Source organism: Bradyrhizobium nivariense, assembly GCF_029846695.2.
Taxonomy (GTDB): domain Bacteria; phylum Pseudomonadota; class Alphaproteobacteria; order Rhizobiales; family Xanthobacteraceae; genus Bradyrhizobium.
In genome coordinates this window covers 48,745-65,064 of sequence record NZ_JARWCR020000037.1, presented here as the reverse complement: position 1 = coordinate 65,064, position 16,320 = coordinate 48,745, and the positions used below count along the sequence as shown (strand labels likewise).

18 protein-coding genes and 1 tRNA gene are annotated in these 16,320 nt (G+C 65.5%); 7 read left to right on the top strand and 12 right to left on the bottom strand.

Annotated elements, in window-relative coordinates:
• Positions 1–5 precede the first annotated feature (5 nt).
• The 3 genes from QCM77_RS26750 (at position 6) to QCM77_RS26740 (ending at position 1,707) form a co-directional block, all read left to right on the top strand.
• Positions 6–842 carry an ATP-binding cassette domain-containing protein gene (locus QCM77_RS26750; protein WP_279685587.1) on the top strand — a complete coding sequence of 279 codons (837 nt, stop codon included), beginning with the start codon at positions 6–8 and terminating at the stop codon, positions 840–842.
• A 32-nt stretch (positions 843–874) separates the two neighbouring features.
• On the top strand, positions 875–1,456 hold the full coding sequence (locus QCM77_RS26745; RefSeq protein WP_279685586.1) for a flavin reductase family protein: 582 nt from the start codon (positions 875–877) through the stop codon (positions 1,454–1,456).
• Positions 1,457–1,551: 95 nt separating this feature from the next.
• Positions 1,552–1,707 carry a hypothetical protein gene (locus QCM77_RS26740; RefSeq protein ID WP_279685584.1) on the top strand — a complete coding sequence of 52 codons (156 nt, stop codon included), beginning with the start codon at positions 1,552–1,554 and terminating at the stop codon, positions 1,705–1,707.
• Between the two features lie 131 nt (positions 1,708–1,838).
• Here QCM77_RS26740 and QCM77_RS26735 read toward each other — a convergent pair whose 3' ends face one another.
• The 9 genes from QCM77_RS26735 to QCM77_RS26695 form a co-directional block, all read right to left on the bottom strand.
• Positions 1,839–2,987: a M20 family metallopeptidase gene (locus QCM77_RS26735; RefSeq protein WP_279659279.1), complete on the bottom strand. Its 1,149-nt coding sequence runs from the start codon at positions 2,985–2,987 to the stop codon at positions 1,839–1,841.
• A gap of 339 nt (positions 2,988–3,326) precedes the next feature.
• Positions 3,327–4,712, bottom strand: a complete 1,386-nt coding sequence (flbD, locus tag QCM77_RS26730) for a sigma-54-dependent transcriptional regulator FlbD (protein WP_279659280.1) — start codon at positions 4,710–4,712, stop codon at positions 3,327–3,329.
• A 44-nt stretch (positions 4,713–4,756) separates the two neighbouring features.
• Entirely contained in the window at positions 4,757–5,107 is a 351-nt protein-coding gene (fliN, locus tag QCM77_RS26725; RefSeq protein WP_279659281.1) for a flagellar motor switch protein FliN, read from the bottom strand.
• Positions 5,108–5,110: 3 nt separating this feature from the next.
• A complete protein-coding gene (locus QCM77_RS26720; RefSeq protein ID WP_279659282.1) occupies positions 5,111–5,731 on the bottom strand; it encodes a FliH/SctL family protein in 621 nt (206 codons plus the stop codon).
• A complete protein-coding gene (gene fliG / locus QCM77_RS26715) occupies positions 5,731–6,822 on the bottom strand; it encodes a flagellar motor switch protein FliG (RefSeq protein ID WP_219681648.1) in 1,092 nt (363 codons plus the stop codon). The genes QCM77_RS26720 and fliG overlap by 1 nt, the downstream gene beginning before the upstream one ends.
• Positions 6,823–6,839: 17 nt before the next feature.
• Entirely contained in the window at positions 6,840–8,450 is a 1,611-nt protein-coding gene (gene fliF, locus QCM77_RS26710; protein ID WP_279685582.1) for a flagellar basal-body MS-ring/collar protein FliF, read from the bottom strand.
• A 182-nt stretch (positions 8,451–8,632) separates the two neighbouring features.
• Positions 8,633–8,908: a CtrA inhibitor SciP gene (gene sciP, locus QCM77_RS26705; RefSeq protein ID WP_002714638.1), complete on the bottom strand. Its 276-nt coding sequence runs from the start codon at positions 8,906–8,908 to the stop codon at positions 8,633–8,635.
• Positions 8,909–9,135: 227 nt separating this feature from the next.
• Entirely contained in the window at positions 9,136–9,846 is a 711-nt protein-coding gene (locus QCM77_RS26700) for a flagellar hook assembly protein FlgD (protein ID WP_279659284.1), read from the bottom strand.
• 13 nt (positions 9,847–9,859) lie between these two features.
• A complete protein-coding gene (locus QCM77_RS26695; RefSeq protein WP_279685581.1) occupies positions 9,860–11,491 on the bottom strand; it encodes a flagellar hook-length control protein FliK in 1,632 nt (543 codons plus the stop codon).
• 349 nt (positions 11,492–11,840) lie between these two features.
• On the opposite strand from QCM77_RS26695, the gene mnmA reads away from it, so the two are divergent.
• The 4 genes from mnmA to QCM77_RS26675 all read left to right on the top strand — a co-directional run bounded on the left by mnmA (position 11,841) and on the right by QCM77_RS26675 (position 14,966).
• Positions 11,841–13,022, top strand: coding sequence for a tRNA 2-thiouridine(34) synthase MnmA (mnmA, locus tag QCM77_RS26690; RefSeq protein WP_279659286.1), 1,182 nt, complete (start codon positions 11,841–11,843; stop codon positions 13,020–13,022).
• Positions 13,023–13,197: 175 nt separating this feature from the next.
• Positions 13,198–13,836 (top strand): class I SAM-dependent methyltransferase, encoded by a 639-nt coding sequence (locus QCM77_RS26685; protein ID WP_279685580.1) that lies wholly within the window; start codon positions 13,198–13,200, stop codon positions 13,834–13,836.
• A 279-nt stretch (positions 13,837–14,115) separates the two neighbouring features.
• Positions 14,116–14,472, top strand: a complete 357-nt coding sequence (locus tag QCM77_RS26680) for a hypothetical protein (RefSeq protein ID WP_279659287.1) — start codon at positions 14,116–14,118, stop codon at positions 14,470–14,472.
• Between the two features lie 417 nt (positions 14,473–14,889).
• Positions 14,890–14,966 (top strand) — tRNA-Met (locus tag QCM77_RS26675).
• Between the two features lie 106 nt (positions 14,967–15,072).
• Here QCM77_RS26675 and QCM77_RS26670 read toward each other — a convergent pair.
• The 3 genes from QCM77_RS26670 to QCM77_RS26660 form a co-directional block, all read right to left on the bottom strand.
• Positions 15,073–15,447: a helix-turn-helix domain-containing protein gene (locus tag QCM77_RS26670; RefSeq protein WP_279659288.1), complete on the bottom strand. Its 375-nt coding sequence runs from the start codon at positions 15,445–15,447 to the stop codon at positions 15,073–15,075.
• Between the two features lie 11 nt (positions 15,448–15,458).
• The gene (locus QCM77_RS26665; protein ID WP_279685579.1) at positions 15,459–15,743 is read right to left on the bottom strand and encodes a type II toxin-antitoxin system RelE family toxin; all 285 of its coding nucleotides are present in this window, start codon (positions 15,741–15,743) and stop codon (positions 15,459–15,461) included.
• 278 nt (positions 15,744–16,021) lie between these two features.
• Complete coding sequence (locus QCM77_RS26660; protein ID WP_279685578.1) at positions 16,022–16,276, bottom strand: hypothetical protein; 255 nt, start codon at positions 16,274–16,276, stop codon at positions 16,022–16,024.
• Positions 16,277–16,320: the final 44 nt, after the last annotated feature.

Genomic DNA, 16,320 nt, shown 5'->3' with positions numbered 1-16,320 from the left:
GTGACATGCAGACAGCCCTTCGTACCTCCCTCCCGGAAACCGAGCTCGCCACCCGCGCCAATTTCGCGCCGCAGGCCCGTGTGCTGCGCGAGGAGCGCCCGGCGCATAGTAGCGGCCTGCCGCTCAGCATCCGGGCTTTACGCAAATCCTACGGCGACAACGAGGTGCTGCGCGGGATCGATTTGCACATCCCCGCCGGCCAGTTCGTCGCGATCGTTGGCAAAAGCGGCTGCGGCAAGAGCACGCTGCTGCGCCTCATCGCCGGCCTGGAGAAGATCGACGCCGGCAGTATCTCGCTCGGCGACGCGGTGAAGCCCGAGGATATCCGCGTGATGTTCCAGGAGCCTCGGCTGTTGCCCTGGGCCCGCGTTCTCTCCAATGTCGAAGTCGGTCTCGGTCGCGATCGTGCCTCGTCCGACGCGCATTCACGCGCGGAGAAGGCGCTGACCGAGGTCGGGCTGACCGATAAGCGCGACCAGTGGCCCTCGGTGCTATCGGGCGGCCAGAAGCAGCGCGTTGCCCTCGCCCGCGCGCTGGTCTCGCGCCCCCGTGTGCTCGCCTTCGACGAGCCGCTTGGCGCGCTGGATGCGCTGACCCGCATCTCGATGCAGCGGTTGCTGGAGCGCGTCTGGCGCGACCAGGGCTTTACCGCGATCCTGGTGACCCACGATGTCGCCGAGGCGGTCGCGCTGGCCGATCGGGTGCTGGTGATCGAGGAAGGGCGGATCGCCCATGACGTCGTGGTTAACACGGCCCGGCCCCGCGAACGCGGCTCGGCCGAGCTCGCGGGTCTCGAAGGCTCGATCCTGAGCCACCTTTTGTCGGCGGACGATCGTACCTAAATAGAGAGGGACCCCGGCTTGGGGACGATGCCATGAATGTAGTGCCCCGCGATCTCATGACCGAAATTGCCGTCTCCTCCGCCGATTTCCGCGGCGCCATGCGCCACCTCACCGGCGGCGTCAGCGTCATCACCGCCGGACGGGGCAAGGACATCACCGGCATGACGGTGACCTCCGTCGCCTCGCTGTCGGTCGATCCGCCGACGCTGATCGTCAGCATCAATCGCGACGCCTCGTCCTTCCCGCTGATCCGCCGCCACGGCGCCTTCGGCGTGAACATCCTCGCGGCCGATCAGCTCGACGTCGCCGAGCGCTTTGCCGGCAAGGGCGGGCTCAAGGGTGTCGATCGTTTCGCGGGTGCCAGATGGGTAACGGCGATCTCGGGTGTTCCGCTGCTGGTTGGCGCATTGTCCGCCGTCGATTGCGAGGTCGAGGAGATCGTCGAGCGCCATTCGCACGGCATCGTCATCGGCCGTGTCAGGGACATCAGGAATTCGACCCGCAACGCCGCGCTGGCCTATTGGCACGGCCAGTACGTGGCGGTCGACCAGGACGAAGACGCGGCCAGGCTTGCGGACGTCAGCGTTCCCACGCACGTCCGGCGCGGCATTTGATCGCCGCCGGCCACAGGCCGTGCAGGCTGGCCTTTTCGCTTCCATCGCTCTAGAAGCACCTCGGCCTCCCGCCGGGACGGCATTGGAGCGCAATGATGAAACGCGTCGTGACCTGGGCCTTCTATGCGGTCGGCGCGCTCGCGATCGCCTATCTCGCGCTCTACGCCTATGCGATGTTCAGCGGCCAGCCGATCGTGCCGGGCGACCCCATCCACATCTTCCGCAAGCCGGATGCGCCGAGCTATTCGTGAAAAGATTTGTAGGGTGGGTTAGCGAAGCGTAACCCACCACCTTTGTCGCCGCGCGAGAAGAGGTGGGTTACGCCTAGCGGATTGCGCTTTGCGCATCCGCGAGGCTAACCCACCCTACGACGTCCACGAATTCACCCCCGCAAAATCGCCAGCGCCAGTGCCTGCGCGCGCGGCACGATGCTGTCGAGCTCGAGATATTCCTCCGGCGTGTGCGCGAGGCCGCCGACGGGTCCGAGGCCGCAGATGGTCGGCGTTCCGACCGCGGCGGTGAAGCCGGAATCGGCGCAGCCGCCGGAGAACTCGCCCTGGAGCGTGGTGAGGCCGGCCTGCTTTGCGGCGGCTTGATAATTTTCGAAAAGCGCCTTCGAATCCGCGCTCTGCACCACCGGGACGAACTCGCCTTTGACCGTCAGCGTCGCACTCGTGCCCGGCACGTAAGGTGTCGCGATGATCGTCTCGATCGCGGCCATCACCCTCGCACGATCCGCCGGATCGACGTAGCGCATGTCGATCTGCCCCTCCGCATAAGGCGCCGTGGTGTTGACGGACTGCCCGCCCGAGACGAGGCCGACATTGAGCGTGATGCCCTTGTCCAGATCGGTCAGCGCGTGGATATGCACGATCTTGTGCGCGAGCTCGCCGATCGCGCTGACGCCGGCGGCGAAATTGGCGCCGGAATGTGCGGCTTTGCCGGTGATGGCGACATGCATGAAGATGCCGCCCTTGCGGCCGGTGACGATATTGCCGGTCGGGCGGCCCGGCTCGGAATTGAACACGGCGCGCGCGGCGCGTCCTTCACGCTCGATCACCGGCCGCGAGGAGGGCGAGCCGATCTCTTCGTCCGAGGTGATCAGCACCTTGATCGGGTGCGGGCTGCCGCCGAATTTGTGGAAGGCGGTTGCCACGAATATGTTCATGACGACGCCGGACTTCATGTCGGCAACGCCGGGCCCATAGGCGCGCTTGTCTTGAATCGTGAACGGACGCCGCCCGGCCTCGCCCTTGCCGAACACGGTGTCGCGATGTCCCATCAACAGCACCGGCTTCTCGTTGCTGCCGGGCTTCGCGACGTCGGCATGGATCGCATCGCCGAATGTGGCGTGGTTTTCGCGCCGGAACGGAATGCCGTGCTCGGCAAAATGCCGCTCGAACCGCGCCCCGACCGCATCGACGCCTTCCTTGTCATAGGATCCGGAATCGATGTTCACGACATCGCGCAGCAGATCGATCATCGCCTGCCGCTGCGTCGCCAGCCAGTCCGTGATTTGAGCTTCAGACATGTTTATCCTCGCGTGGTTCTCGTGCGGGGTTATACGGCCTTGCGGGAGCTTGACCTAGTCGCCGGATGCGGTGCGGCCATGCTGCGGTCTGCGGGTTTTGACCTACGCTGCCTCCCCAACGTCGTCCTGGCGAAAGCCAGGACCCATACCGCGGAATCTATCGACGGAAGGCGGTAGGAGTACCGAACGACGAATCTTCGCCAAACTCCTCCTTGGGGTAATGGGTCCTGGCCTTCGCCAGGACGACATCGAGAGTCTGGAGCTGTCTTCACTTCACTTACAACGAAAATGCCCGGGTTTGATCCCGGGCATTCGCATCCTCAGATTTTCGCCGAAGTCCTACGCCCCCACCATCGGCATGCGCGGATATTCACCGGGCGTGCCGGCGGGGGTGATCGGAATGCCGCCGTCGGAATATTCGTTGAGCTTGTTGCGTAGCGTGCGGATCGAGATGCCCAGGATGTTGGCGGCATGGGTCCGGTTGCCGAGGCAGTGCTTCAGTGTCTCCAGGATAAGGTCGCGCTCGACATCTGCGACAGTGCGGCCGACCAGCGCCCGCGTCACCTGCTCGGCGGCCATGGTGGCATGCGCCACGGCCGGCGCGATCTTGGCGAGGTCGAGGCGGTCGCCGTCGGGCGTGAGGATCGCATCGGCGCCGATCTCGTCGCCCTGCGCCATGAGGACCGAACGGTGCATGGTGTTTTCGAGTTCGCGGACGTTGCCCTGCCAGCGATTGGTGGAAAGAACCCGACGCGCTTCCGCCGAGATCGGGCGCATCGGCACGCCGTTGGCTTCGGCGTATTTCTTCACGAAGTGCTGGGCGAGCTCAAGAATGTCGGCGGGACGCTCGCGCAGCGGCGGGATCTTCAAATTCACGACGTTGAGCCGGAACAAGAGGTCCTCGCGGAACGTGCCTTCGCGTACGGCCTCAACCAGATTGCGGTTCGAGGTCGCGATGATGCGGATGTCCACCGGGACGGGCTTGGTGCCGCCGACACGATCGATCACGCGCTCCTGGATGGCGCGGAGCAGTTTCGATTGCAGGCGGACGTCCATCTCCGAGATTTCGTCGAGCAGCAGCGTGCCGCCGGTTGCCTCCTCGAACTTGCCGATGCGGCGGGCGATCGCGCCGGTGAAGGCGCCCTTCTCGTGGCCGAACAGCTCGGACTCCAGCAGATGCTCGGGGATCGCGGCGCAGTTGATCGAGATGAACGGGCGCTTGGCGCGGCCCGAGCGGGTGTGGACGTAGCGGGCCAGCACTTCCTTGCCTGTACCGGATTCGCCGGTGATCATCACGGAAGCGTCCGAGCCCGCGATCTGCTGGGCGAGCTTGATCACCTTGGCCATCGCCTCGTCGCGATAGACCAGCTCGCGGGAATCGTTGGCGACCGCGGCCAGCACCGCTGCGATCAGTTCCGGGTCCGGCGGCAGCGGGATGTATTCCTTGGCGCCGGCATGGATCGCCGCGACCGCGGCGCGGGCGTCGTTGGTAATGCCGCAGGCGACGATCGGCGCGTGGATGTGCTCGGCCTCGAGCCGCATCACGAGGTCGCGGATGTCGAGGGCGACGTCGACCAGCAGGAGGTCGGCGCCCTTGCCGCCGCGCAGCACGCGCATCGCCTGCTCGTGATCCTCGGCATGGGTCACGGTGGCGCCGTTCTCCATCGCGATCTTGGTGGCGGTGGTGAGCTGGCCCTTCAATGTGCCAACGATGAGAAGCCGCATGTCAGTCTCCTGTTCGTCTGGTCGCGCTGCCGCGCGTCATCGCTTTAGGCGCGTTCAGTCTTGATGATTTCGGTCATGGTCACGCCGAGCTTGTCCTCGACCAGGACAACTTCGCCGCGGGCGACCAGCTTGTTGTTGACGTAGATGTCGATGGCCTCGCCGACGCGCCGGTCGAGCTCGAGCACGGTCCCGGGCCCGAGCTTCAACAGCTCGCTGACGTCCATCTTGGAGCGGCCGAGCACGGCCGAGACCTGCACCGGCACGTCGAACACGGCCTCGAGGTCGGCGGCGGCGCGCGTTGCATATTCGTCCTCGTTGTAGCCGACGTCGGTGCCGGCAGGCGGCATCGGGCCGTTGAGATCGGGCAGCGGGATGTGTCCGTCGGTGTCGCTCATGGCTTAGCTCCCCCTGCGGGACGCAACATAGCGTCCCACCATTTCGTCGATCTTGGCCGCGATGGCGCCGCGCTCCAGCACGACGCCGCCATCGGCCCATTCGATCCGGCAGTCGCCGGTGGCAATCTCGGGCTCGGCCAGAATCACCATGCGGCCTTCGAAGCCGCTCTGCTTGGCCAACCGCTCGATGTTCTCGCGCGCGGCGTCGTAGAGCGCGTCGTTGATGCGGACAACGAGGTGCGGCGTCGCGACCAGATGCGAGAAGCAGTCCTTGACCAGCGCGATGATCTCGCCGAGCGGCTCGGCGGCGACCAGATCGGCGCACAGCTTGCGCGCCACCGCCACCGCCACGTCGACCGCCTCGGTCTCCATCTTGGTTTCGATGTTGCCGATGCCCGAGGCGATGCCCCGGACGGCGATGTTGATCTCTTCCATCGCGAGCGCGACGCGGCGGTCGCTCTCGGCCTTGGCCTCGCGCTGGCCGGCGGCAAAGCCGTCCTGATAGGCGCGCGCCTCGGCTTCCGCGACCTTCTGGACGATTTCGGCCGCAGTTGCGGCCTTCTCGCGCGTCCGGTCGGGTGCGGCGAAGTCGTTATCGAACAGGAATTTTGCCGGAGCGGCCATCAATACACCAGCTCGTCGTCGGCGCGGTTCTTGGTCAGCATGATCTCGCCCTTGGCGGCGAGGTCCTTGGCGAGGTTGACCAGCAGCGCCTGGGCCTCGTCGACGTCGCGCAGGCGGACCGGACCCATCGCCGCCATGTCGTCCTGGAGCATTTTTGCCGCACGCGAGGACATGTTGCCGAAGAAGAAGTTGCGGACGTCCTCGTTGGCGCTCTTGAGCGCGACGCCGAGCTTGTCCTTGTCGACGTTGCGCATCAAGGTCTGGGCGGAGCCGGAATCCAGCTTCACGAGATCGTCGAAGGTGAACATCAGCGCCTTGATGCGCTCGGCCGATTCGCGGTTGTCCTCTTCCAGCGAGGTGATGAAGCGGGTTTCGGTCTGACGGTCGAAATTGTTGAAGATTTCCGCCATCACCTCGTGGGCGTCGCGGCGGCGAGTCTGTGATAAATTGGACATGAATTCGGTGCGCAGCGTCTTCTCCACGCTCTCGATCACCTCCTTCTGCACCGCCTCCATCTTCAGCATGCGGTTGACGACGTCGAGCGCCAGATCCTCGGGGAAGATGCCGAGCACGCGCGCGGCGTGTTCCGGCTTCAGCTTCGACAGCACGACCGCGATGGTCTGCGGATATTCGTTCTTGAGATAGTTGGCGAGCACCTCTTCCTGCACGTTGGAGAGCTTCTCCCACATGTTGCGGCCGGCCGGGCCGCGGATTTCGTCCATGATGCCGTTGACGCGCTCGGGTGCCAGATATTGCTGGAGCAGCCGCTCGGTGGCGTCGAAATTGCCCATGAGCGCCCCGGAGGCCGACATCCGCGAGACGAATTCGAGCAGCATGTCCTCCACGGTGTCGACCTCGACGGTGCCGAGCGTCGACATCTCCAGCGAGAGCTGGCGCACCTCGTCGTCGTCGAGCAGCGACCAGATCTTGCCGCCATATTGCTCGCCGAGCGCCAGCATCAGGATCGCGGCGCGCTTCGGCCCCGCCACCGCATCGACCTTTGCGCCTCCGCGGCTGCCGGCACGCTGACCGAGCGTGGAGATCACGCTGGTGATGTCGTTGGAGTTGGCGTTTTGCAGGGCAGCGGCCATGTCAGATCACTTCTCGATTATTTCGCGGGTTCGGTCAGCCATTGCCGGATGATGGCGACGGTCTCGTTGGGATTGCGCTCGGCGAGTTCGCCGACGCGATGGACGGATTGGGCGTGGACCTGGCCCTGGACGGTGGCGACGTCGATCGCGCTGGCGGCGCCGCTCGGCAGGAGCGGCTGTCCGGACGGGGCGGCCTCTTCCGAGGCGGCCGGGCCGGTGAGGACGCCGGCGATGGCGGCTGCGACTTCGTCGGATGCCAGGATGCGCTTGACCAGCGGGCGGATCACCAGGAACAGCACGATCAGGCCGAGCAGCATCATCACGCCGAGCTCGACGAAGTACATGACGTCGTCCTTGGTGAACTGCAGCATGCCGAGCAGGCCGGAGGGTTCGGCGATCGGGGTGGTGGAGGGGGCGTCGGCAAAGCGCAAATTGACGACCTCGACCTGGTCGCCGCGCTTCTGGTCGAAGCCGATCGCCGAGCGCACCAGCGTGGCGATGCGGTCGAGCTGCTCCTTGGTGCGGTCCTGGTAGGCCAGATCGCCCTTCTCGTTCTTGGAGTAGATGCCGTCGACCAGCACCGCGACCGAGATGCGGTTGACCCGGCCGGCCTCGGTCACTTCGGTCTTGGTGGTGCGGGAGATCTCGTAATTGTTGGTCTCTTCGCTCTTCTTGCTCTGGTCCTTGGCCGCGACGCCGCTGTTCTGCTGGTTGCCCGGCAGTTCGTTGTTGACGGTGACCTGGCCGTTGTTGTCGGCGGTCATGCTCTGCTCTTCGCGGGTCTGGCTCGAGCGCAGCACGCGGCCTTCGGGATCGAACTTGTCCGAGGTCTGGGTGATCTTGTTGAAGTCGAAATCGGCGGAGAGCTGGACCCGGGCGCGTCCCGTCCCCACCACGGAGGAGACGATGTCCTCGACCTGCTTGCGCATCCGTTTCTCGAAGGCGGTGCGGCGCTCGTCGCCGATCTGCTGGTCCGGATCGGTCTGGGCGCCGTCGGCGAGCAGCTGGCCGGTCTCGTCGACGATCGAGACCCGCTGCGGCTTCAGCCCGTTCACGGCCGAGGCGACGAGGTGGCGGACGGCGCGGATCTGCTGGGCTTCCAGCGCGCCGCGGACCCGCACCACGATCGAGGCCGACGGCTCCGGCGCCTCGCGCGAGAACAGCGGGCGCTCGGGCAGCACCAGATGGACGCGGGCGGCCTGGATGCGGTCGATGGCGCGGATGGTGCGGGCGAGCTCGCCTTCCAGCGCGCGGAGGTGGTTGATGTTCTGGACGAAAGAGGTGGTGCCGAGCGCATCCGACTTGTCGAACACCTCGTAGCCGACGCCGCCGCCCTTGGGCAGGCCGCCCTCGGCGAGCTTCATCCGCAGGCGGGTGACCTTGTCCTTGGGCACCATGATGATGCTGCCCTCGTTGCGCAGCTCGAACTGGATGCCCTGGCGCTCCAGGTCCTTGATGATGCCCGAGGAATCCTCGACGCTGAGGTCGGTGAACAGCGTCGTCATCTGCGGCGTGGTGACGCGCATGATGACGAACGCAAAGAAGCCGACGAGCGCGGCGGTGACCGCGATCATCGCCCCGAACCGGGCGGCTCCGATACCCTTCAGAAAGTCCGCAAGACCTTGCAAGCAACCGCCCCGACAGATTCGGCTGCTTTCACAGGAAAGGCCGACTGGGCAATTATTGCCTAGGTGATGGTTTCGATATGGTTAACGAAGGTTAAGAGCTGCGACAAAAGTCGCCTCATGAAAAAAATCGGCCTCGCTGGGCGAGGCCGATTTTCGTCAAAAGCCGCAGATTTCCGGATTGCCTACTGGCGATATTGCTGGATGCGGGTGGTGCGAAGCCCCGCCAGACCGTGCTGGTCGATCGAAAACTGCCAGGAGAGGAATTCGTCAACCGTCAGGGTATAACGGCTACAGGCCTCCTCGAGGGAGAGAAGGCCGCCACGGACGGCGGCGACGACTTCGGCCTTGCGGCGAATGACCCAGCGTTTGGTGCCGGGTGCAGGCAGATCCGCAATCGTCAACGGACTGCCGTCCGGCCCGATGACGTATTTTACCCTCGGGCGATGGGGTTCTGTCATGGCGTACTCACAAACTCTCAACCACTGAACTCACTCAGTAACCCTACGCATGCCGACTTAAAAATCCGCTAAGCCTAAGGCTTCAATACAATTCTCGTTGAAAATGGCTGGAACACAGCCGTCTCGACCGGCGGGACGGTGCGTCCAGGCCGGCCAAGGGGGTCTTTGTAAATACTTTACTAACGAACGAGGCCTGCGGGCGGTGTCGCAGGGCCTCTCAACCCACGCTAATTGCTGGCCGTGGCGATGATGCTCTTGACCTGGCTCAGGGTGTAGCTGGCGCCGTCGATGGTCAGCAGCGGCGGCGACTGGGTCAGGTCGACGGACGACACCGTGCCCTGCACCTGCGCGGCGATGCCGACATTGTTGTTTGCGACATCCTTGCCCGTGGCCGAGATCGTGTACTTGCCGTCGGGCCATTGCGTGCCGTCATTGCCCATTCCGTTCCAGGTGAACGGAACGTCGGTGCCGGCGCCAGCGGTATATTTGCCGGTGAACACGGTCTGGCCGCTGGCATTGGCGACGGTGATGTCGACCGTCGCGTCGCTGGGCACATTGAGATGCCAGGTTGCCGACGACTTCGTCATGGTTGCGGTCGTGCCGTCGACCAGGGCGGTCTTGCCGACGAAGCCGAGCGCCTGGGTCGCCTGCGTGGTCTGTTGCAGGGTGACGAGCTGGGACAGCGAGTCGTTGGTCTTGAGCTGCTGCTCGACGCCGGCGAACTGCACCAGCTGCTGGGTGAACTGGTTGGTGTCGAGCGGATCGAGCGGGTTCTGGTTCTGCAGCTGCGTCGTCAGCAGCGTCAGGAAGGTCTGGAAGTTGCCGGCCAGCGTCGCGCCGGTGGTCGAGCCCAGGCTCGAGCTCGACGTGGAGGATTTCGGCAGGTCGGTCGTGCCGGAGACGACCGAGGGAGCGGTGGCGCCAGTCGTGGTGGTCATGTCTCGATACTCCTCACACTCTGATGTCGACGCCGCTGCTCGATCCGAGCATGCGGCCGTAGCTGCGCCCGACCGGGGCCGCGGCAACTGCGTCCTCGTCGCTGATGATCAGCCGGCGGGCATTGCCGCCATTGTCGTTGTTCTGGCCGGAGTTCTGGCCCGACGAATTCTGGTCGCGCAGGCTGAAGGACAGCCCGTTGCTGCCGGTCTTGAGGCCGGCATCGTCGAGCGCGCGCTGCAATTGCGGTGCGTCCTGCCGCAGCATCTGCAGCGTCTCCGGCTTCTCGACGGTGAGATGCGAGGTGACCTGGCCGTTGCGGTCGACATTGATGCGGACGTCGATGCGGCCGAGGTCGAGCGGATCGAGGCTGATGTCGAACCGGGTCTTGCCGGCGCGCGCGGCGGCCGCGATCTCGATCGGGACGCCGCTGATCGGAATCGCCGTATTGGTGGCCGCGGTCGCGGTCAGCGTCGCGGTCGATGCGGTCGCAGCCGAAGTCGTATTGGTCAGCGGCGCCTGCACGGCCGAGGCCGCCTGCGCGCTGGTGTCGGTTTGCGTTGCGACGGTCTGCGCGCCCGCATGAGCGTGCGTGGCCGGCGCGCCTGGTGCCGCATCCGCCGTGCGGTCGGAGGTAGCGGCCTTGGCGTCGGCGGCGTTCGCGTCGATCGGCGGCTTGTCGGCTTGCGGATGCGCCGCGTTGGCGGACGCTGCCGTCGCCGGAGCCTGCGTGGCGTTGGCCTTGCCGGTGTCCTGGCCGATATTGGAGACGTCGCTCGCGCCTTGCGCGGTGACTGCGGCCTTGAACGAGGTTTTTGGCGTGCCCTGGTCGACGGCGGCGATCAGGCCGCCATTGGTCTTGGCATCGGTTGCGGTCGAATCGGTCGTCCCGGTCGCGGCATCGGCCAGCGTCGCCGAGGTCTCGGCATCGACCTTGGCGCTTGCGGTCCTGGCGCTCTTGTCGCCCGGCGTCGCGGTATCGGTCTTGGTGCCGGCGATCTGCGCCGCGGTGGACGCACTGGCGGCGATGCCGGCGGCGGCGATCGTCAGCGGCGAGGAGGCGGAGCCGGCGGCCTGGTTCGCGGCCGCGTTCGGATCGAGCGGCACGACCGGCGCGGCCACCACGACGCTGGGATCGGGCACGGCGGCAGGCGTCGCGTCGATCTGCGCGGCTGCGGCGGCATCGACGGCGGCGGCCAGGCCGTCGGCCTTGTCCCCCTTGGTCTCGTCGGACTTGTCCGCCGATTTGTCGGCCGATTTGGCGTCGGAGGTCTCGGACTTGTCCTTGATCTTGCTATCGGCCTTGCTATCAGCCTTGGCCGGATCGGCCGTCGCGTCGCTGTTGGTGTCGTTGCTGGTGTCGTTTTTGGCCGGTGCGGAATTGTCGGTGTCGTCGCTGGCCCTGCTCTGCGAGGACGGGTCGGTCGAGGAGGTATCGCGCGAGCTCTTGTCCGAGGCGGAGGAGGAATCGGTCCGGCGTGGGGTGTCCTGCGACGACGCGCTGTTGCTGATGGCCTGGGTGTTGCTGTCGACCAGCGAGCCGAAGGAGTCGTTGGGCGTGTCTTTCGGCGCTTGCGACCGGGCAGGCTTTTGCTGCGCGCCCTGGACTTGCACGCTTGCCGCGACATCTGACGTACGACCGACCACAGGCAACCCCTTGGAAACATCTTCGGCTTAAGGGGTAGCAAGGAGCGGGCCAGCCCCGCGCGGTGGTATTTTATCAAGTAAAATCAATGGCCTGATGATTTTGGCGCCCCACCCCGAGGCCTTTCAAGGCCCCGCCATTTCTGCCTCCCCGGCAAGAATTGCCCTAACCTGGCGGCGTGCGTGATTGCTTCACCGCAAGGCCGCCTATATTAAAGAGACAGCTCTCAGCCGCTTTCGACCGGGCCAGCCGCGCCCTTCGGGAACTCGCAAGTTCCCGGGGATCGCCGGTGTCCCGCCGGAAGCACCCAGCGGATCGCCGCAACGCCGCCGTCACAACGCTTTAAGGCCCATGCTCAACAGTCTGGATCTCGAAGGCCGTCCTGAGGATACCAGGGTCGTCGTTGCCATGTCGGGCGGCGTCGATTCATCGACGACGGCTGCGCTCTTGAAGGCGGAAGGCTACGACGTCGTCGGCATCACGCTGCAGCTCTACGACCATGGTGCTGCGACCCACCGCAAGGGCGCCTGCTGCGCCGGCCAGGACATCCACGACGCCCGCGACGTCGCGGCCAAGCTCGGCATTCCCCATTACGTGCTCGACTACGAGGACCGCTTTCGCGAGTCCGTCATCGACAATTTCGCCGACAGCTACGCGCTCGGCGAGACGCCGGTGCCGTGCATCGAGTGCAACCGCTCGGTCAAGTTCCGCGACCTCTTGAAGACCGCGCGCGAGCTCGGCGCCACCGCGCTCGCCACCGGCCATTACGTCGCCTCGCGCCGCCGCGACGACGGCTCGCGCGCGCTGGTGTGTGCCGCCGATGCCGATCGCGACCAGAGCTACTTTCTGTTCGCGACCACGCAGGAGCAGCTCGATTACTTGCGCTTTCCGCTCGGCGACATGACCAAGCCGGAGACGCGCGAGCTGGCCCGCCGCTTCGGTCTCGCGGTCGCGGACAAGCACGACAGCCAGGACATCTGCTTCGTGCCCACCGGGCGCTACACCGACATCATCACCCGCCTGCGGCCGAACGCGATGGATCCCGGCGAGATCGTCGATCTCGACGGCCGCGTGCTCGGCCGGCACAACGGCATCGCCAATTTCACCATCGGCCAGCGCCGCGGCCTCGGCATCGCAGCCGCCGCGCCGCTGTTCGTGGTGCGGCTGGAGGCGGCCAACCGCCGCGTCATCGTCGGCCCGCGCGAGGCGCTGAAGATGCACCGCATCAGCTTGCGCGACGTCAACTGGATCGGCGATGGCGACATCGACCGCGCCATCGGCAGTGGCCTCGAAATGTTCGTGCGCGTGCGCTCGACCCGCAGCCCGCAGCCGGCGTGGCTGCGCGGCGCCAACGGCCATTACGAGGTCGAGCTCGTCGCCGGCGAAGAGGGCGTCTCGCCGGGCCAGGCCTGCGTGTTCTACGACGCGCCTGGCGGCCAGGCCCGCGTGCTCGGCGGCGGCTTCATCCAAAGCGCCGCCGCCAAGGTCGCGACCAGCACGGCGAGGCCGCTGGTGGAAGCGGTGCGCGGCTAACGCTGAATGAATTTGGGCCTCATCACTCACCGAGAGGAAGGTGCGCGCCCTCTCCCGCATCCGCCTTCGCCAAGGCTTCGGCGGACAAGGGCGGGAGAGGCTCAGACCGCGCGGGGCTGGATTTGATCTCACCGATGTTCATTACACTCCAAGCATTCGCGTAAGGGCAGGGGGCATGGCAGCAGACATCTCGCGGGCCGGGGTCGAGAAGGCCTATGGCCGCTGGGCGCCGGTCTATGATCTCGTGTTCGGCAAGGTGTTTGACGCAGGCCGGCAGTCGACCATCATCGAGGCCGACCGCATCGGCGGCCGCATCCTCGACGTCGGCGTCGGCACCGGGCTCTCGCTCTCGGATTACGCGCGCACCACCAGGATCTGCGGCGTCGACATCTCCGAGCCGATGCTGCGCAAGGCGCAATCGCGCGTGCGCGCGCTGCGCTTGAGCAATGTCGAGGTGCTCTCGGTGATGGATGCGAAGAATCTCGCCTTCCCCGAAAACTTCTTCGACGCGGTGGTCGCGCAATACGTCATCACCGCCGTGCCCGATCCCGAAGGCACGCTCGACGAGTTCGTGCGCGTGCTCAAGCCCGGCGGCGAGTTGATCCTCGTCAACCACATCGGCGCGGAAACGGGTTTTCGCAAACTCTCCGAGCTCGCCTTTGCCCCGCTCGCCCGCCGTCTCGGCTGGCGCCCGGAATTCCCATGGCAGCGCCTCGTCGACTGGGCCGCAAAGCACGGCGGCGTCACGCTGGCCGAGCGCCGCCCGATGCCGCCGATGGGGCATTTTTCGCTGATCCGCTACCTCAAATCGTGATGTGAATTCCTGGCGCGCAGCCAAGCCGGCGGTGCGCCCCCTCTCCCGCTGCTTGCGGGAGAGTGTTGGGGTGAGGGCTTTCTCCACCCGCGATATCTCGCGAGCGGAGAAAGCCCCCACCCGGATCGCATCTCTCGATGCGATCCGACCTCCCCCGCAAGCGGGAGAGGTGCACCGAGTTTGTGGCGGCGATCGAGCCTAAATTCGTGACGATCCCAAACCCCGATCACATCGCGTTTCGGCCGGGAACACCAAGCCTGACCCGCGCGTTTCCCTCCCATGCGCACGACATCGAACATCATTCTGGCCAGCCTCCTGATCGCCGCCTCCGGCAGCGCGATCGCGCAGGCTCCGCCCGCCCCGGCGACGCCGCCGCAGCAAACCGCGCCGCCATCCCCGCAGCACGCCACCAGTTGCACGCCGCAGGATCGCCCGAACCGCTCACCCGACGGCACCACCACCGGCCAGTCCCGGGAACCGCTCGGCGACAAACTGGCAAAGTCCGACGGCGTGCTCTGCCCGCCCTCCGGCGTCGATCCCGAGATGCACGCCCCGGCCCCCGACACCGGCGCCAATACCCCGGTGATCCCGCCCCCCGGCAGCCCCGGCGGCGACCCGACGGTAAGGCCGAAATAGGCCGGTTCCGCCTCCCCAATCTCGTCGTCATGCCCGGGCTCGTCCCGCCTGCGGGGCCGAAGCCCCTTCGGCGCGGCGAAGGCCCGGGCATCGACGTTCTCAGGGCTGCGAATGAAGGCGTGGATGGCCGGGACCCGGCTCCGCCAAGGCTTCCAAGGCTTCGCCGGGCTTTCACTGCCGGGGGGCGGCGGAGCTTTAGCGAAGACGGCAAGCCCGGCCATGACGGATTCGGCGCAAAAAGGGCCAAATTCGACCCCGCCGACTTGTCCGCCGACCCGTCCGCCGAAGCTTTTTAGCGAAGGCGGAAGCCTTGGCGAAGGCGGAAGCTTTAGCAAACTCGGATTGACAGCCCGCCGCCCCCTTCCTTATATGCCGCGCGTTCGCGAGATCGGCCTTGTCAGGCCCTCGCGACCCTGTGGCGGGGTAGCTCAGCTGGTTAGAGCACGGGAATCATAATCCTGGGGTCGGGGGTTCGAGTCCCTCTCCCGCTACCAAAGTGTCTTCCGCTCCGTCCCCGAAGTCATGGCGGATCGATCGATTTCAGTCCGTAAGGCTGGGCGAGGCATTGTCCGGCGAAATTCGCTGCGATAGTTCATTGTGTCAGATCAGGTCGTCGACCGTGAGCTTCAGGACCGCGGCAAGCTTTTTGAGCGTCGCTGCGGTGCCCGGCTTGTTCCCAGCCTCGATCTCGGAAATGAAGCCCTGTGCGACGCCGCTCGCCTTGGACAAGGTGCCCTGCGTCAGGCCGCGCTTCTTCCTCCAGAAAGCAAGCGGGCTCTTGGCGGCCAACAGTTCCTTCGCCTCGGCGGAGGTCAAGGTCTCGATCTCGCCTCGCTCGATGGCCTTCCGGGAGCGATCGGCAATTTCGCTGTCCCTTTGATCCTCGGCTGCCTCCACCAAGCGCTCATAATCGGCGGCCGATAGCACAACCATGTCCTCGCCGCTGGGACTCTTGATGCGCTGTACCTTGTTCATGGTGCTTTCCTTCAGTCGTAAATCCCGCCGCGTGGTCCGACATCGTGAATGGTGATGGTACGTTTCGTTTCCGAGAAGATCACCCGGAAGTCGCCGACCCGCAATCGGTAGTCCGAACGGCCCTTCAGCTTCTTAACGTTGTTCGCCTGCGCCGCCGGATTCCTCGCATAGGCGTCGATCTTCGCCATGATGGCGGCCTTGCGGTTCGAATGCTGCCGCAACGCCCTGACCGCTTCGACGCTGTAAATGACGTCTTTCATGAATGCATCAATCCCATGCCGCAGCAATGCGGTCAATCCCAATGGAGATAATTATCTAATCCCAATAGAGATTGGGTGAGATCCGGGGATAGAAGGCAAGTACGAACTGTGTGATGACGTTCACGTCCGTTTGTCCAAGGCCCGTCTCTTAAGAACAGATGGAGAGGTCCAAATTTGCCGAAGCACTCACGATGATCTTCGGCGGAACAAATTTGCTACAGAAAAGAGCGCGTAGGATGGGTAGAGCACTTGCGAAACCCATCGTGCTCATTGTCGAGCAAGCCTTTGATGGGTTTCGCTTCGCTCTACCCATGCTACGGGCTCCCCTTGAAATCAAGCTGCGCCAACGCAGCGCGAACGCTGCCGCGTACGTCGTTCCAGCGCGCGACGCGGCCGGCTGCATCGAGCGCCAGCGAACCGTCACCCTCCAGCCACAGCAGCAGCCCGGGAAGCGGCGGAGCGCCTGCGTTCGCTGCGGGCGTGGCTCCGAGCGGGAAAGTGACGAGGTGCGGAAGCGTGCATCCCGCAATCGCGATCAGCGCCGCCGCGGTGACGAGCCATGGCGCCACTGTGCTTCGACCGCAACGATGATCGCCAGCGCCCATCGTCAACC

Bases quoted from the DNA above. Each gene is read 5' to 3' on its own strand.
- QCM77_RS26750 (WP_279685587.1), top strand. From the start codon at position 6: ATGCAGACAGCCCTTCGTACCTCCCTCCCGGAAACCGAGCTCGCCACC.
- QCM77_RS26745 (WP_279685586.1), top strand. From the start codon at position 875: ATGAATGTAGTGCCCCGCGATCTCATGACCGAAATTGCCGTCTCCTCC.
- QCM77_RS26740 (WP_279685584.1), top strand. From the start codon at position 1,552: ATGAAACGCGTCGTGACCTGGGCCTTCTATGCGGTCGGCGCGCTCGCG.
- QCM77_RS26735 (WP_279659279.1), bottom strand. From the start codon at position 2,987: ATGTCTGAAGCTCAAATCACGGACTGGCTGGCGACGCAGCGGCAGGCG.
- flbD (WP_279659280.1), bottom strand. From the start codon at position 4,712: ATGCGGCTTCTCATCGTTGGCACATTGAAGGGCCAGCTCACCACCGCC.
- fliN (WP_279659281.1), bottom strand. From the start codon at position 5,107: ATGAGCGACACCGACGGACACATCCCGCTGCCCGATCTCAACGGCCCG.
- QCM77_RS26720 (WP_279659282.1), bottom strand. From the start codon at position 5,731: ATGGCCGCTCCGGCAAAATTCCTGTTCGATAACGACTTCGCCGCACCC.
- fliG (WP_219681648.1), bottom strand. From the start codon at position 6,822: ATGGCCGCTGCCCTGCAAAACGCCAACTCCAACGACATCACCAGCGTG.
- sciP (WP_002714638.1), bottom strand. From the start codon at position 8,908: ATGACAGAACCCCATCGCCCGAGGGTAAAATACGTCATCGGGCCGGAC.
- QCM77_RS26700 (WP_279659284.1), bottom strand. From the start codon at position 9,846: ATGACCACCACGACTGGCGCCACCGCTCCCTCGGTCGTCTCCGGCACG.
- mnmA (WP_279659286.1), top strand. From the start codon at position 11,841: ATGCTCAACAGTCTGGATCTCGAAGGCCGTCCTGAGGATACCAGGGTC.
- QCM77_RS26685 (WP_279685580.1), top strand. From the start codon at position 13,198: ATGGCAGCAGACATCTCGCGGGCCGGGGTCGAGAAGGCCTATGGCCGC.
- QCM77_RS26680 (WP_279659287.1), top strand. From the start codon at position 14,116: ATGCGCACGACATCGAACATCATTCTGGCCAGCCTCCTGATCGCCGCC.
- QCM77_RS26670 (WP_279659288.1), bottom strand. From the start codon at position 15,447: ATGAACAAGGTACAGCGCATCAAGAGTCCCAGCGGCGAGGACATGGTT.